13 protein-coding genes and 2 pseudogenes are annotated in these 13,583 nt (G+C 67.4%); 8 read left to right on the forward strand and 7 right to left on the reverse strand.

Annotated elements, in window-relative coordinates:
- Positions 1–132: 132 nt before the first annotated feature.
- Both AQJ46_RS02155 and AQJ46_RS02160 read left to right on the forward strand, forming a co-directional pair.
- Positions 133–456 carry a hypothetical protein gene (locus AQJ46_RS02155; protein WP_059203915.1) on the forward strand — a complete coding sequence of 108 codons (324 nt, stop codon included), beginning with the start codon at positions 133–135 and terminating at the stop codon, positions 454–456.
- A gap of 206 nt (positions 457–662) precedes the next feature.
- Positions 663–3,827 (forward strand): alpha-L-rhamnosidase, encoded by a 3,165-nt coding sequence (locus AQJ46_RS02160; RefSeq protein WP_208616856.1) that lies wholly within the window; start codon positions 663–665, stop codon positions 3,825–3,827.
- A 300-nt stretch (positions 3,828–4,127) separates the two neighbouring features.
- On the opposite strand, the gene AQJ46_RS51665 is transcribed toward AQJ46_RS02160, so the two are convergent.
- The 3 genes from AQJ46_RS51665 to AQJ46_RS02175 form a co-directional block, all read right to left on the reverse strand.
- Positions 4,128–4,523: a GNAT family N-acetyltransferase gene (locus AQJ46_RS51665; protein WP_079072077.1), complete on the reverse strand. Its 396-nt coding sequence runs from the start codon at positions 4,521–4,523 to the stop codon at positions 4,128–4,130.
- Positions 4,524–4,609: 86 nt separating this feature from the next.
- Entirely contained in the window at positions 4,610–4,840 is a 231-nt protein-coding gene (locus tag AQJ46_RS02170; protein ID WP_059203917.1) for a hypothetical protein, read from the reverse strand.
- 79 nt (positions 4,841–4,919) lie between these two features.
- Positions 4,920–5,372: a DUF5707 domain-containing protein gene (locus tag AQJ46_RS02175; RefSeq protein ID WP_059203918.1), complete on the reverse strand. Its 453-nt coding sequence runs from the start codon at positions 5,370–5,372 to the stop codon at positions 4,920–4,922.
- A 186-nt stretch (positions 5,373–5,558) separates the two neighbouring features.
- Between AQJ46_RS02175 and AQJ46_RS59430 the strand changes: the two are divergent.
- Positions 5,559–5,876, forward strand: a pseudogene (locus tag AQJ46_RS59430) (transposase); the annotation flags it as partial.
- On the opposite strand, the gene AQJ46_RS56980 reads toward AQJ46_RS59430, so the two are convergent.
- Complete coding sequence (locus tag AQJ46_RS56980; RefSeq protein WP_225887250.1) at positions 5,855–5,995, reverse strand: hypothetical protein; 141 nt, start codon at positions 5,993–5,995, stop codon at positions 5,855–5,857. The pseudogene AQJ46_RS59430 and the gene AQJ46_RS56980 overlap by 22 nt on opposite strands.
- A gap of 400 nt (positions 5,996–6,395) precedes the next feature.
- Between AQJ46_RS56980 and AQJ46_RS56985 the strand changes: the two are divergent.
- Positions 6,396–6,527: pseudogene (locus AQJ46_RS56985) on the forward strand (IS256 family transposase); the annotation flags it as partial.
- Positions 6,528–6,613: 86 nt separating this feature from the next.
- Here AQJ46_RS56985 and AQJ46_RS02185 read toward each other — a convergent pair.
- The gene (locus AQJ46_RS02185) at positions 6,614–7,063 is read right to left on the reverse strand and encodes a MarR family winged helix-turn-helix transcriptional regulator (RefSeq protein ID WP_059203919.1); all 450 of its coding nucleotides are present in this window, start codon (positions 7,061–7,063) and stop codon (positions 6,614–6,616) included.
- A 109-nt stretch (positions 7,064–7,172) separates the two neighbouring features.
- On the opposite strand from AQJ46_RS02185, the gene AQJ46_RS02190 reads away from it, so the two are divergent.
- Positions 7,173–8,105, forward strand: coding sequence for an LLM class flavin-dependent oxidoreductase (locus AQJ46_RS02190; protein WP_079072078.1), 933 nt, complete (start codon positions 7,173–7,175; stop codon positions 8,103–8,105).
- 375 nt (positions 8,106–8,480) lie between these two features.
- On the opposite strand, the gene AQJ46_RS02195 is transcribed toward AQJ46_RS02190, so the two are convergent.
- Complete coding sequence (locus AQJ46_RS02195) at positions 8,481–9,086, reverse strand: dihydrofolate reductase family protein (RefSeq protein WP_059203921.1); 606 nt, start codon at positions 9,084–9,086, stop codon at positions 8,481–8,483.
- A gap of 241 nt (positions 9,087–9,327) precedes the next feature.
- Between AQJ46_RS02195 and AQJ46_RS02200 the strand changes: the two genes are divergently transcribed.
- The 3 genes from AQJ46_RS02200 (at position 9,328) to AQJ46_RS02210 (ending at position 12,777) form a co-directional block, all read left to right on the forward strand.
- Entirely contained in the window at positions 9,328–10,326 is a 999-nt protein-coding gene (locus AQJ46_RS02200; protein WP_059203922.1) for an RNA polymerase subunit sigma-70, read from the forward strand.
- Positions 10,327–10,549: 223 nt separating this feature from the next.
- Positions 10,550–11,041, forward strand: a complete 492-nt coding sequence (locus AQJ46_RS02205; RefSeq protein ID WP_059203923.1) for a DUF6069 family protein — start codon at positions 10,550–10,552, stop codon at positions 11,039–11,041.
- 371 nt (positions 11,042–11,412) lie between these two features.
- A complete protein-coding gene (locus AQJ46_RS02210; protein WP_059203924.1) occupies positions 11,413–12,777 on the forward strand; it encodes a glutamate decarboxylase in 1,365 nt (454 codons plus the stop codon).
- A 153-nt stretch (positions 12,778–12,930) separates the two neighbouring features.
- Here the strand turns inward: AQJ46_RS02210 and AQJ46_RS02215 are convergent, their stop codons facing one another.
- On the reverse strand, positions 12,931–13,575 hold the full coding sequence (locus AQJ46_RS02215; protein WP_059203925.1) for a GAP family protein: 645 nt from the start codon (positions 13,573–13,575) through the stop codon (positions 12,931–12,933).
- Positions 13,576–13,583: the final 8 nt, after the last annotated feature.

The raw sequence follows: 13,583 nt of genomic DNA on the forward strand, positions 1-13,583 counted from the left end.
CACGCCGAGACGGGCCATAGGTTCCCGTCGTCCCTCTATTGAAGCGTTTCAATGAGTCGCGCGCCGAGGAGCACCTGTGCACAAGACCCTCAGAACCGCCGTGTCGCCCCCTGGCGCGATGACAACCACGTCGTGCAGCAGGAGCTCACCGCCCTGGACAAGCGCTCGTGCGCGTCGCAGAACAAGGCCCTGCCACTGAAGACCCAGACGCTGCCGATCGGCGACGTCGACCAGAAGGTGCAGCTCCGCGCCGGCCAGAAGACGCTCAAGGGCCTCGGCGCCTGGAACGTCACCCAGCCGTTGGCCGTCAAGGCCGTCGAGAACCGGTGGGGCCCCTTCCTGCACCTGCCGGCCCGCCGGCTGCCCACCCTGCTGAAAAGGGTCCTGTTCGAAGACGACGGCGCCTACGCCGCTGCCGAACTCGAGGCGGCCCAGCCGAGTGGGACAGCGGACTGATCTCTACAACGCACATCACTTCGCGGCGTCTCAGCCGAGAACACGCACCCCTCCACAACGGATCAGCGGGAGATGCCATGCTCCGTAAACGCCCCCTGTTGCTCGTACTCCTGAGAGGCCTTGTCATGTGTGCCGTGGTCGCAGGCGCGGTGATCCTGCCGGCGCCCGTGTCCCCCGCGGCGTCGGTTTCGGAGGCTCCGTTCTCCGTGACGGCTCTGACTGCCAACGGCCGGGTCGACCCGCTGGGCATCGGTGGTGAAGACATGGTCCTAGGCTGGCAGTTGACGTCGGCCCGGCGGGCGACATCGCAGACGGCCTACGAGATCCAGGTCGGACGCAAGCCGGGCTCGACCGACGTGTGGTCGTCCGGAAAGGTGGCGTCCGACCACCAGGTCGGCGTGCGGTACGGCGGGCCTGCCCTGGAGGCGGGCGCCCGTTACCACTGGCGCGTTCGGGCCTGGGACGACAAGGGAGTCGCGAGTCCGTGGAGCGCGACCGCGTACTTCGAGACCGGCCTGCTGGACTCCGAAGACTGGAACGGCGCCCAGTGGATCACTCGCCCCGCGGCTCCGAGCGAGCTGGACAAGTGGACCGACTACACCGCCACGGTCGAGTTCAAGCTCGACAGCAACGCCTTCGGCATGTTCCTGCGTGCCCCGGATGTGAGCAACGGATACATGGTGCAGTTCAACGTCACGGGCCCAACCCCGATGTTGAGACTGCACAAGCAGGTCAAGGGCACCTACACCGTGGCTCAGGAGGTGGATCTCGCGCCTTACGGGTTCACCGACGCGAGTCTCCTCGCCGACCGGCACACCGTCCGCTATGACGTGGCGGGGACCATCATCAAGACGACGCTCGACGGCAAGCTGGTCAGCACCTTCACCGACTCCACGTTCCCGAAGGGCTACATGGGTTTCCGCACCCACGCATGCTGCGGCGAACGCGGAACCGTCTACGACGCCGTCGTGACCGGCGCCGACGGAAGTACGCTGCTGGACACCGACTTCGCGTCCGGCCGCAACCCGTTCACCGGCGGTGAGACAGCCGACTCCGCCCTCGTCGTGTCCGGCACCACGGACGCCCTCTACGCACCCCCGTCCCGTCCGCTGCCACTGCTGCGCAAGGACTTCGCGACGAAGGCCCGCAAAAAGATCGCCTCCGCCCGCGTCTACGCGTCGGCACTCGGCCTCTACGAGCTGGAGCTCAACGGCAAGCCGGTCGGCGACCAGATGCTCGCCCCGGGCTGGACGAACTACGACAAGCGCATCCAGTCCCAGACCTACGACGTCACGAAGCTGCTCGACAGCGGCGACAACGCCATCGGCGCTTCTCTGGCGGACGGTTGGTGGGCCGGCAAGGTCGGGCTCGGCTGGACCCATCAGTACGGGGACGCCCCCGCTCTCGTGGCGAAGTTGCGCATCACCTACACCGACGGCTCCATCCAGTGGATCGCCACGGACGGTTCATGGAAGGCGTCGGAGGGCCCCTATGTGAAGGCCGACCTGCAGGACGGCGAGACATATGATGCTCGTCTGGAGCCGTCGGGCTGGAGCCGACCTGGCTTCGACGACGCGAAGTGGGAGCCCGCCGCGAGCCTGGACTCACGGAACGCACTCCTGGTCCCGCAGAGCGACGAGCCGGTGCGTCGGACCCAGCTGCTCCAGGCCCGGAAGATGACCGAGCCCACCCCCGGGACGTACGTCTACGACCTCGGTCAGAACATGGTCGGCGTGTCACGGCTCAAGCTGACCGGTTCCGTCGGCCAAGCAGTCAAGATCCGCTACGCGGAAGTGCTCAACAAGAACGGCACCCTCTACACCGACAACTTCCGCAGTGCCAAGGTCACCGACCGCTACACCTTCGCCGAGACCGGAACGGTCTCCTACGAACCGACCTTCACCCAGCACGGGTTCCGCTACATCGAGATCACCGGGGTGAACAAACCTCCCGCTCTGTCAGACGTCAAGGGCGTCGTATGGGGATCCGACCTCCCCACCACCGGCACACTGAAGACCTCGGACACCATGCTCAACCAACTGGTGAGCAACATCTCCTGGAGCCAGCGCGGCAACTTCCTCTCCCTCCCCACCGACACCCCGGCCCGCGACGAACGTCTGGGATGGACGGGAGACATCAGCCTGTTCGCGCCGACGGCCAACTACCTGGTCGACACCCGCGCGTTCCTGTCCCACTGGATGGCGGACGTACGCAACTCCCAGTACGCCAACGGCGATCTGCCGGCGGTCGTACCGACCCCTCAGGGCCAGTTCGGTGACAGCGGTGTCGGGTGGTCCGATGTGATGATCACGGTGCCGTACCACGTATGGCTCTCCTACGACGACACCCGCATCCTGCGGGAGAACTACCCGGCCATGCAGAAGTTCTTCCAATTCGTGCGCACCAGCGCCGGACCGGACCTGCTCGAGCCCGGCCGCACCACCTTCTTCACCAACGACTGGCTGAACCTCGACGACCCGACCGAGCAGGGCATACTGGGCACGGCCTACTACGCCGAGAACGCCCGCATGATGGCGGAGACGGCCAAGGCCCTGGGCGATGACGCGGCGGCGTCCGACTACGGCAAGCTCTCCGCGGACATCCGCGACGCCTTCACCAAGGCCTATGTCGCAGCCGACGGCACCGTCAAGGGCAACTCCCAGACCGGGTACGCGATGGCCCTCGCCATGAACCTGGTCTCGGATCCGGCACTGGTCGACAAGGTCGGTGAGAAGTTCGTGGCCAAACTGGCGGTCACCGACTACCACCTGCGGACCGGGTTCATCGGCACGCCATTGCTGCTGCCCGCGCTGAGCAGGATCGGCCGGGACGACCTGGCCTACAAGATGCTGCTGCACAAGGACTACCCGTCCTGGGGCTACGAGGTCGCCAACGGTGCCACCACCATGTGGGAACGCTGGAACTCCATCATGCCCAACGGCGACTTCGGCCCGGTCGACATGAACTCCTTCAACCACTATGCCTACGGCGCCGTGGGTGACTGGATGTTCCAGAACATCGGCGGCATCTCCGCGCTCGAGCCCGGCTACAAGCTCACCCGGATCGCGCCGGTGCCCGGCGGGAACCTGACGGAAGGCACCGGAAGCCTCACCACCGTCTACGGCCGCCTGTCGTCGAAGTGGAGCACGCGCAACGGCGCCATCAACCTGAAGGTGACGGTCCCGGTCAACACCGTCGCGGAGGTCCACGTACCGACGAAGACCCGTTGGGCGGTCACGGAGGGCGGCAGGCCGGCCGACGCCGCCAAGGGAGTCCGCTTCCTGCGCATGGAGAAGGGTGCCGCCGTGTTCGAGGTCGGCTCGGGGTCCTACGACTTCGGCGTCGACACCGTCCGCGGGGTGGCTGAGTAGGCCCGGAGAGCCGCGTGCCATGCCGGCGGGCCCGGACGCTCCGGGCCCGCCAACGACAGTCGAGACGCCCGGCAGGCCCAGACCTCCATCGAGGCCGCGACACCGACAGCCCACGGGCCCGCCGGTTCAGCAGCGCGAGCGTCGCTATGTGCCGATCACCGAGGCGCGGCATCGTGACGGGATTCAAGACCGTTTCCTTGCCGAGGACGAGCGGCTCGCCATTGCCGACTTGCTCCGGTCCGGGAACCCGCCGCGCGCGATCGCCCGGGGAGCTCGGCCGGAGGGGCGGGAGGCCCAACGTCACAAGGCGATCAGACCTGCCGTCGTCTCTCCAAAGCCACAGACGTCGAAGTAGAAGGATCGCAAGTGCTCTTCGAAGTCGACGTGCAGCCACTCACACCCCGCAGCACGGCATTCCTCAGCAGCTGCCTTGACCAGCGCGGCTCCCACCCCGTTCGAACGATTGCGCAGTGCGACCACCGTGTCCAGAACAAACGCATGGACGCCGCCGTCCCAGACGACGTTGACGAAACCGACCAAACGGTGATCTTCCCAGGCGCAGACCCAGCCGAGGCTGTGACGTTGAAGCCGTGCACGCCAATCCGTCTGCCCGACCGGGTGATCGAATCCTTCGGCATGCAGCTTGTTGAGAGCTGAGTTGTCGACGTCGCCCCGCCACTCATACGTGATCGTCATGATCCGAACCTAGTGACCACCAGAGCCGGACTACAGGGCGGGCGACTCACTCACCCTCTGCACGCGGTGCAGTCCTGGACTGGTGATCACTCGATGTGTCCAGTGCTGGGATCCACCTGCGAGAGGAAGTCCCGGATGGCCTCCTCGAGTTCGGCCCTGGCGACTTGCACCGGAGGATGGCTGCGGAACCCGAACCCGTAGTGAGGGTCGGGACCGGTCAGCCAGGTGACGTCGTAAGTACCGGGGCTGTCGTCCGACTGGCTGACCTCGAACTCCTCACCGTCGACGGACATCCGCAACGGCCCGTCCGTCGACATCACGACCTGCTTTCTGCTCCGGTATGAGGGCGCGCGTGGTCTCAACTGCCTATGTGCCGCGATCATATGGGCATCTGCATCACGCAACGGTGAAGTCGGCCGCCTTGGTGTCCAGCGTCGTCTCGCCGTCCTTGGCGGTGGCGAGGACGGCGACGTGCCACAGACCGTGCGGGGACGCCTCGGCGTCGGCGCGGGTGACGATGGCGGTGTAGGTGCAGCGCACGGTGTCCTCACCGGACGGCTTGCATACGGCCGATTCCGCGGCGGCCATGTCCTTGGCAGTCAGCGCCTTCTTCGCGAAGGAAGAGTTCGCCGGCCAGGCCAGGACCTTCACGTTCTTGATGCCAGAGGACACCGTGACGTCGGTGGTGAAGGTCAATGAGCCACTGCGGTCGCCGTCGGGGGCAGCGTAGTGGGCCGCGCTGTGCGCCACGGAGGGAGGCTGCTCCCCGGCGTGGGCGAGGGCGAAGGCTCCGGCGCCACCGAGGACGACGACACCGGCGGTCACGGACAGGACGACACGTCGCGGCATGAGAAGTTTCCCTACTGGAATAAGCTGGATCGGACCGGCGCTCCAGGGCTGCGCCGTTGCACCAATGCTGGCCGAGCGGCGGGCAACGGGTATGAGCGCACATACTCAACCAAGGCCTGAGTAGCTGGCTCCAACAAAAGCGGTTTGATCATGTGCCTGTCGGCTTGATCGCTCGTTGATGAGGGCATGGGGAAGCGTCAGTCGCGGACGTGGGTCGTGTCGGACGAACTGTGGGCGCTCATCGAGCCGTTGCTGCCCGAACCACTGCCGAAGCAGGTCGAGGGCAGACCTTGAGTGCCCGACCGGCAGGCCCTGTGCGGGATCCTGTTCGTTCTGCATACCGGGATCCAGTGGGAGTACCTGCCCCAGGAGCTGGGTTTCGGCTCGGGCATGACGCGTTGGCGTCGCCGGGCGGCCTGGAACGAGGCCGGGCTCTGGGACCAGTTGCACCAGCTGCTGCTGAACAAGCTGCGCTCGAAGAATCAGCCGGACCGGTCGCGGGCGGTGATCGATTCCTCCCCTGTCCGGGCCGCCCGCAGGGGCTGCAGGGTGGGGGTACCCGAGGCGGCCTCTTGTGACAGCTCGCCACCTGTCAGCATGCCCCAGGTCTGCGGGCCGACCACGCCGTCGACGGTGATCTCGACACGCCGCTGGGATCGGGCACGTGCGCGTTCAGCAGCTGCTGCAGCGTGCGTACCGCCTCGCCCTGGGATCCCTGAAGCAGGGTAGGGGTAGCGATGCCGACCGCCGGGGCGTTCGGGGACATGCCATCCTCCTGTGCTACTGCGTCAGGTGACCCCATGTCTGCGGTCCGACTGTGCGGTCGACCACGATGGCTACGCGCTCCTGGAACTCACGCACCGGGAGTGGGTGACTGGCCCGAACCGGCCGTCGACCGCGAGCTGCAGGTCAGGCAGTCGGTCGTTGAGCAGACGCTGGAGCTTGCGTACGGCCGGCCCGTGTGAACCCTGCTGCAGCGTGGGAGTACCGGCGGAGCATCGCGGCCGCCTCCGCCCCAACGTCTTCAAGCTTGTCGAGTCGGCCCAGCAGCGGTGGCGTGCCGTGAACGCACCCCACCTCGTCGCCCTCGTCCGCACTGGAGCCCGCTTCGAACGGGGTCAACTCGTCGAACGCCCCAAGGCTCACGCAGCGTGACCCGAGACGGTTGGAGACCCGTCTCGCCGATTGCGGATGTCTATGGAGGTAGGCCGCCGTCACGTCCGTCATGCCGAGTCAGATGCCTAGCCAGCGCTCGTCGGGGCACCGACGAGGGACTGCAGGGCGCGGACCAGGCATGTGGCGTCTGTGCTGGAGAGCGGGGCGAGGAACCGGCGTTCCATCTCCTGGCGGGCGAATTCGGCGTCGCGAAGGCGCTCCTGTCCGGCCGGCGTCAGCTGCACCATGTTCTTGCGTCGGTCCTGCGGACTGCGGCGCCGCTCGACGAGCTCCTTGCCCTCCAAAGCGTCGACGAGGGCCACCATCGTCGTGCGGTCGATGCCCAGTTCGCCCGCCACTTCCAGTTGAGACAGCTCGTCATGCGCGTCGAGGACGGCGAGAACCGCCAGTTCACGGCCGTCGATCCCGTGCGGCGCCAAGGCCCGCGCGGACTCCTCGGTCAACCGCAGGTACGCGTGCTTGAGCAGATAACCAAGGCGGGAGGAGAGGACCTCGGGCGGTGCGTCGCGAGTCATGGCCGCAGTGTATCCAGAGACTGATAGTCAGCGGTGCTGACGATCCGCTAACGTGATGATGGCGTCGCTGTCGACGGCGGCGCGTCGACTCGAAGGGCGCGTGGCAACCATGTCTCACCAGCACCTCCCCTCCGTAACATTCGGAATCAAGACCACCCCGATGCGGGTCCCCTACGAGGACATCCTCCGCGTGTGGCAGGAAGCCGACGACCTGCCCGAAATCGCGGACGCCTGGCTGTGGGACCACCTCATGCCGATCGCCGGCCCGAAGGATGGGCAGATCCTCGAAGGGTGGACGCTGCTGAGCGCCCTGGCTGCCAGGACCCAGCGACTGCGCCTGGGCCTGCTCGTGACGAGCAATCGGATCCGGCCGCCCGCCGTCCTCGGCAAAATCGCCACAACAGTCGACGTGGTCTCCGGGGGCCGCCTGATCATGGGCCTTGGCGTGGGCGGCACCCTGCAGCCACCCAACGCGGGCGGCATCGCCGGCGAGAACCCGGCCGTCGCGGAGTACGCGGCCTACGGCCTCACGCTCGTCCCGCCCGCCGAAGGAATCGCCCGCCTGGAGGAAACCATCACCATCCTCCGCGGCATGTGGACGCGGGACATCTTCGACTTCCACGGGCGTTACTACACCCTGACCGGCAACCACAACGAGCCGAAACCTGTTCAGCAGCCCGGACCGCCCCTGCTGATCGGCGGCTGGGGAAACAGGACGCTCCGCCTGGTCGCCGAGCAGGCCGACATCTGGAACATCCCCGGACCGCCGCACAACACGCTGGACTACATTACCGAGCGCAGTGCCGTTCTGGACGACCACTGCGCCGCCATCGGCCGTGATCCGCGGACGATCACCCGCTCCGTGCAGTACATCGTCTCCTACGACGACCCGGCCACCGACCGCAAGGCCATCACGGAACTCATCGCCGCAGGCGTGACGCACGTCGTGCTGAGCCTGCGGAGCCCCTACCCCTCACAAGCCGCGCGATGGCTCGCCGACGAGATCATCACGCCCGTGCGCAGCGCAACCGGAGAATTCTGATCACAGGACCGTCCGCCACCCGCAAGACGCTCCGCCCTGCCCAGGTCGCCTGCGCGCAGCGGGCCAGGATGTCCTTCAGGGCGGCTCGATCTTCCTCTGTCCGGGCTGTGGGATGGCGGGCGAGCCAGCCGGTCACCTGGCGCCCGGACAGCAAGGGATCGAGACCTCACGCTTGCTCGAGGTGCGGCCGTCGAGCAAAGAAGGACACGGCGACCGAGCCTCGTCCGCTGGGCCGCACCTGGCACCGCCACGTCACCCTCATGACCGCCGTAGAGGCCTTGAAGTCCTCAACGGACCACAAGGCCTGCTGCGGTGCTGCAACGGCACCTGCACCACCTGCGGCCTCCCGCCCCCACCAGAACCTGACGAAGCACTCTAGTAGCTGTCGTAGCTGGGCTTACCGTTCGTCCGGTAGATGCCGAGGACAGTGCCACCCTTCGTCGTCGAGACGCTGACCGGCTCCAGCGCACTGGGGACGGCTCCGTCGGCGAACAGCCGCTTGCCGGTGCCGATGATCACCGGATGGATGGTCAGCCGGTACTCGTCGACGAGGTCGTGCCGCATGAGGGTCTGGGCGAGGTCTCCGCTCCCGACCACGTTGATGTTGCCACCGTCGGACGCCTTCAGCTTGCCTACGGCATCGACGATGTCACCCTCAAGCAGCGTGGAGTTCTGCCACTCGACGGACGTCAGGGTCCGAGACGCCACGTACTTGTGCATGCTGTTCATCCGATCGGTGAACGGGTTGTCGGGATCGGCGGTCGGCCAGTACGACGCGAAGATCTCGTACGTCTTGCGGCCGAGCAGCATCGCGTCGGAGTGCTCGTACCAACCGGCGATGGCCATGCCGACCTCGTCGTCGGCCACCGGCTTCTGCCAGCCGCCGTGCTCGAATCCGCTCTCAGCGTCCTCGTCCGGACCACCCGGGGCCTGCATGACGCCGTCCAGTGTCAGGAACGTGCAAACGATGATCTTGCGCATGGTGCGCTCCCTTCGTCGAGGGGTAGACGGCCCGCCCGCCGGAAACTCATCGGCGGTGTGCCAGATGGCGCAGTCATCGCCGGGAACCGCTGGGACACGCGGACGCCGACGTCTCGGAGTCGACGATCAACTGCCGAACGATGTGAGCAGGGGCTCGGCGTCGACCAACCCCAGTGATGAGTTTTCGCGCCCGTGCCCGTCACACCTACGACGGGACACGACGAGGCGTAAGGATGACGTGATGACTGCGGACACGCGGCTGGAGGAGCTGGGCGTGAGCGGGTTGGGCGAGGTCGACGAGCCGGCGTTCTCGGGGCTGGTCGAGCGGCACCGGCGGGAGCTGCACGTGCACTGCTACCGGATGCTCGGGTCCTTCGAGGACGCCGAGGACACCGTCCAGGAAACGTTCCTCCGTGCCTGGCGACGGCGGGAGACCTTCGAGGGGCGGTCGACGTTCCGGGCCTGGCTGTACCGGATCGCCACCAACGCCTGCCTGGACCTGCTCGCCAAGTGCCGCCCTGAGCCTGCGACCGGCGGCGAGGTGCGGTGGCTGCAGCCCTACCCGGACCGCCTGCTCGACGAGATGCCCGCGGGTGGCGCGGACGAACCGGAGACCGTTGCCGTCGCTCGGGAGACGATCGAGCTGGCGTACCTGGTCGCGGTCCAGCACCTCGCACCGCGCCCGCGGGCCGTGCTGATCCTGCGGGACGTGCTCAGTTGGCCGGCCAAGGACGTGGCGGAGTTCCTCGGGGACTCCGTCAACTCCGTGAACAGCGCGCTGCAGCGGGCCCGCGCCGGTATGCGGGAGCACCTGCCCGCCGAACGGCAGGACTGGACCAGTGGCGAGGAGGACCCAGAGACGCGCGAGCTGGTGCGCCGTTTCGCCGACGCGAGCGTCGCCAAGGACGTCGACGGTCTCGCTGCCATGCTGCGGGACGACGTCCGCTGCTCGATGCCGCCCACCCCGGGCCTGTACGTCGGTCGCGACGCGGTGGTGAACGACTGGGTCGAGGACGGGTTCGCGGACCTGGGGCGCCTGCGCTGCGTCCTCACCTCGGTGAACCGGCAGCCAGCCCTGGCCTTCTACCTCTGGCGGGAGCAGGAGGGCGCATACCTGCCGCTGACGATCGACGTCCTGCGGATCACCGGCGGGGCCGTCACCGAGATCGTCATCTTCCACGACGACCAGTTCCCGCGGCTCGGGCTTCCGGAGCGCCTTCCTTCGGACGGCACGGAGTAGTCCCGCTGAGGCGCTCGCGCTGCGCGGTGACGCGCCTGTCGCGTGCCACGCGTGCGACGTCTCACCCGTGGGCGGGTACAGCTGGAGCTGCGCGTCGGCGAGCCCGGGCTGGTCCTCGTACGGGATGCCGGGTTCCGGCTCGCGGCATCGGTGTCCGCGCCCTGCACAACCCCTGCCAGTCAACACACCCCGTGGGCCCGTTACTGGATGATCGAGGAACGAGATGAACAGCATGAACGACAGTAAGGTCGGCGCAAGCCCGGCATCGGGCCAGACAAGCCGCACCCACCGACTCCGCGGGCTCGCCGGCACCGGCTTCCTTGCCTCGCTCGCGGCGATGCTGGCCACCACCCTCGCCGCGGCGCTTGCCCAGGCCGTCGGCGTCGACTTCGAGGTACCCGATGGTGGCGAGGCGATCCCGTTGTCCGGGTTCGCCGTGGTGACCGGTTTCTTCTCCGTCGTGGGCGTCGTCATTGCCGTCGCTTTTCTTCGTCGGAGCGCTCGCCCCGCCGAGCGATTCATGTGGACGGCGGTGTCGTTGACCGCGATCTCGTTGGTCCCGCCCCTCCTCTCCGGGGCAAACACCGCCACCACCACCGCCCTCCTCGGCCTACACCTCGTCCCTGCGGCGGTGATGATCCCCACCCTGACGCGGAGCCTCCGCACCCGGACCGGACAGCGCGCGGGCGGCAACACCGAGCACTGCCGGCCATGACGCTCCGCGCCTGAGACAGCTACTCGCGCACGGTGTCCGGGTCGGTGATCGACGGGCACTGACGGTTCCCGCCGCGCCGTGGCGCCGGGCAGGACGCGCACCACCTCCCGCTGCAGGGCGCGTAGTACCGGGTCCACCGGCCACGCCGCATGGTCGCGGCACCCAAGGTGTGACGAGCGCCAGCAGGCGCACGATCACGGGGTGGTCCGACTGGACGTACCGCGGGTCAGGGGTATGCGCGGTGACTCATCAGGGCGTGGCTCAGGGACCGCCAGAAGCGCCGTACGAGGGTGCGCTTCGTGCCCACTCGCGGTGCCGTCTTGGGTGTGTCCCTCGCCGCCGGAACGCTCCGGCGCTGTTTCAATCGCCGCATGACCAAGCGCGATGATGCACTTCTCTTCGGTAACCGGTTCCTGACCGCGCCCGCTCCCTCGGAGACCTTCCCCGAGGAAGGCATGACTGCGATGGACGCCATGAGGCTCGTGGATGTGGATCTCGCCATGGAGGGCGACCCACAGCGCAACCTCGCCACATTTGTCACCACGTGGATGGAACCAGAGGCCCAACGGCTGATCGCCGAGAACCTCCACCGCAACTTCATCGACCATGCGGAGTACCCCATTTCCGCCGATATCGAGCAGCGTTGCGTGCGCATGCTCGCCGACCTCTTCCACGCGCCGGGCAGGACGACGGGATGTCGGACCCAGGGCTCGTCCGAGGCGATCATGCTCGGCGCACTGTCACTGAAGTGGAAGTGGCGCGAGCGCCGACAGGCGGCCAACCTGTCGACCGACCGCCCCAACTTGGTCTTTGGCGGAGACGTCCACGTCGTATGGGAGAAGTTCTGCCGCTACTTCGACGTCGAGCCGCGAATCGTGCCGCTCGCCGAGGGCAAGTACACGATCGGCCCCGAAGACGTGGAGCCCCACCTCGACGAGAACACGATCGGGGTCGTCGCCGTCCTCGGCACCACCTTCACCGGCCACATGGACGATGTCGTCGGGATCGACAAGCTCCTGCGGGACGTCCGCCAGAAGCGGGACCTCGACATCCCGATCCACGTCGACGGCGCCAGCGGCGCATTCGTGTGGCCCTTCCTCTACCCGGACTCGAAGTGGGACTTCCGGCTCGAGCAGGTCCGCTCGATCAACGTCTCGGGACACAAGTACGGCCTGGTCTACCCCGGCATCGGATGGCTGGTCTTCCGCGAGGAGTCCGACCTGGCCAAGGATCTCGTGTTCTACGAGAACTACCTGGGCAAGACCGACGCGACGTTCACGCTGAACTTCTCCACCGGTGCGTCGATGGTGCTCGCCCAGTACTACAACTTCGTACGCCTCGGTCGCCAGGGCTACACCTACGTCATGAAGATCATGCAGGAGAACTCCCGCGCGCTGGCGGACAACCTGCGCAGCAGCGGCCGCTTCGAAGTGATCGGGAGCGACCTCGAGCAGCTGCCGCTGGTCGCTTTCCGTCTCGCCGGCAAGCATGCCTACGACGAGTCCGACATCGCCTGGCAGCTCTCGGCCGAACGGGGCTGGATGGTGCCGGCGTACACGCTTCCGCCCAATGCGGAGCGGGTGAAGATTCTGCGCGCCCTGGTCAAGGAGACTCTGAGCCGCGAGCAGGTCGAGCGGCTGAGCCAGGACATCGCCGACGCGTGTCGCACGTTGGACGACAAGGGTGCGGCCCACGGGATCGAGCGAGAGCAGGTCAAGCGCGGCACCGGCTACTGAGGCACTGCGACGGAGTGGGAATTTCGGGCCACCGGCCTTGACCGTGTGACGACTGGCCCTGTATCAGCGACAGCATGTAGAGCACCGGGCCGAAGACGGTCTCGTCATCCAGGCCGGCACCGTCCCCAGACGGGTGCCGCCGGGGCTTCCCTGTCAGGCGACCAGCTCGGCGATGCTCCGGGCTGTCAGCCACAGGCCGAGGAGCAGGGCGACCGTGACGATCAGCTGCTCCTGGTGCTGCGCGAGCCAGTCCCGCAGGGCGTTCAACCGGGCGTTCGCGGCCTCGGGCGCCCAGACCACGTACATCTCCATCACGATCAGGCTGAGGGTGGCCAACAGGCAGTAGCCGGCCAGTGCGAGCCAGTCGGCGGGGGTGGAGAGGTTCGCGTCGACGGCGGTCGCGGCGCCGGCACCGACCAGTGCCCAGGGCTGCAGCAGCCATGCCAGGCCGGCTGCCGTGGCCGGGGAGGCGTTGTCGATCCGGGCGGTCCAGCGTGGCGGGCCGTGCGGGCGGGGCGGCCGGAAGTGCCGGTGGACGCTGTACAGCACCAGTACCAGGCCGATGGCGAGTTTCACATCGATCGCGGCGGTCGAGGGCACGCTGTGACGGGCCGGGGGCTGACCACCGGTCAGCAGCACCACGCAGGCGATCACCGCGATCAGGTTGGCCAGCCACGACAACAGGAACGCCAGGCCCTGGCGAACACCGTGTCGTGAGGAGAGCAGCAGGATGAAGGCGCTGTTGTGCAAAGGCCCCAGCGTGACAGCCGTAGCGATCACAACCAGGTCGAGGACCATCGGATCAG

Source organism: Streptomyces canus (genome assembly GCF_001514145.1).
In the GTDB taxonomy this organism is placed as follows: domain Bacteria; phylum Actinomycetota; class Actinomycetes; order Streptomycetales; family Streptomycetaceae; genus Streptomyces; species Streptomyces canus.

Bases quoted from the DNA above. Each gene is read 5' to 3' on its own strand.
- AQJ46_RS51665 (WP_079072077.1), bottom strand. From the start codon at position 4,523: ATGACGATCACGTATGAGTGGCGGGGCGACGTCGACAACTCAGCTCTC.
- AQJ46_RS02170 (WP_059203917.1), bottom strand. From the start codon at position 4,840: ATGTCGACGGACGGGCCGTTGCGGATGTCCGTCGACGGTGAGGAGTTC.
- AQJ46_RS02175 (WP_059203918.1), bottom strand. From the start codon at position 5,372: ATGCCGCGACGTGTCGTCCTGTCCGTGACCGCCGGTGTCGTCGTCCTC.
- AQJ46_RS02185 (WP_059203919.1), bottom strand. From the start codon at position 7,063: ATGACTCGCGACGCACCGCCCGAGGTCCTCTCCTCCCGCCTTGGTTAT.
- AQJ46_RS02190 (WP_079072078.1), top strand. From the start codon at position 7,173: ATGTCTCACCAGCACCTCCCCTCCGTAACATTCGGAATCAAGACCACC.
- AQJ46_RS02195 (WP_059203921.1), bottom strand. From the start codon at position 9,086: ATGCGCAAGATCATCGTTTGCACGTTCCTGACACTGGACGGCGTCATG.
- AQJ46_RS02200 (WP_059203922.1), top strand. From the start codon at position 9,328: ATGACTGCGGACACGCGGCTGGAGGAGCTGGGCGTGAGCGGGTTGGGC.
- AQJ46_RS02205 (WP_059203923.1), top strand. From the start codon at position 10,550: ATGAACAGCATGAACGACAGTAAGGTCGGCGCAAGCCCGGCATCGGGC.
- AQJ46_RS02210 (WP_059203924.1), top strand. From the start codon at position 11,413: ATGACCAAGCGCGATGATGCACTTCTCTTCGGTAACCGGTTCCTGACC.
- AQJ46_RS02215 (WP_059203925.1), bottom strand. From the start codon at position 13,575: ATGGTCCTCGACCTGGTTGTGATCGCTACGGCTGTCACGCTGGGGCCT.